This is a genomic window from Myxococcus llanfairpwllgwyngyllgogerychwyrndrobwllllantysiliogogogochensis (assembly GCF_006636215.1).
Lineage (GTDB): Bacteria > Myxococcota > Myxococcia > Myxococcales > Myxococcaceae > Myxococcus > Myxococcus llanfairpwllgwyngyllgogerychwyrndrobwllllantysiliogogogochensis.
The window spans coordinates 1-496 of record NZ_VIFM01000698.1 but is presented as its reverse complement, the minus strand read 5'-3'; the positions used below and the strand labels follow the sequence as shown (position 1 = coordinate 496).

The 496-nt window shown below is 64.9% G+C and carries 1 pseudogene; it reads right to left on the bottom strand.

The window, feature by feature from the left end:
* Positions 1-496 (bottom strand): annotated as a pseudogene (gene alkB2 / locus FJV41_RS55520) (alkane 1-monooxygenase AlkB2); the annotation flags it as partial.

Here is a 496-nt window from a genome sequence, read left to right as displayed (position 1 = left end):
GTCGGTAAGCTGGTATTCCTCGCCGGCATAGTACGCGCGCACCTTCGGGTCCATCACCGCGCGCCAGAGCGGTGGGAACAGGGCGAGGACGATCATCCCGGCATAGCCGTTGGGCAGTTGCGGGCTGCTGTCGTAGTGGCGCAGCACCTGGTAGCGGCGCTTGGCGTAGGCATGGTGGTCGGAATGGCGCTGCAGGTGGAAAAGGAACAGGTTGGTCAGGAGGAAATTGCTGTTCCACGAGTGTTCCGGCGTGGTGCGTTCGTAGCGGCCGTTGTCCAGGCGCCGCCGATGCAGGCCGTAGTGCTCGACGTAGTTGACGATCTCCAGCAGGGTGAAGGCCATCACCGACTGGCCGAGGAAGAAGATCGCTCCCAGCCAGCCGAAGGCCAGGCTGAAGCCGAGCAGGAAGAGGGCGCTGATGGCGTACCACCAGATCAGCTCGTTGCGCCAGTGCAGGGCCGGCAGGCCCTTGCGCTTCAGGCGCTCGGCCTCCAGG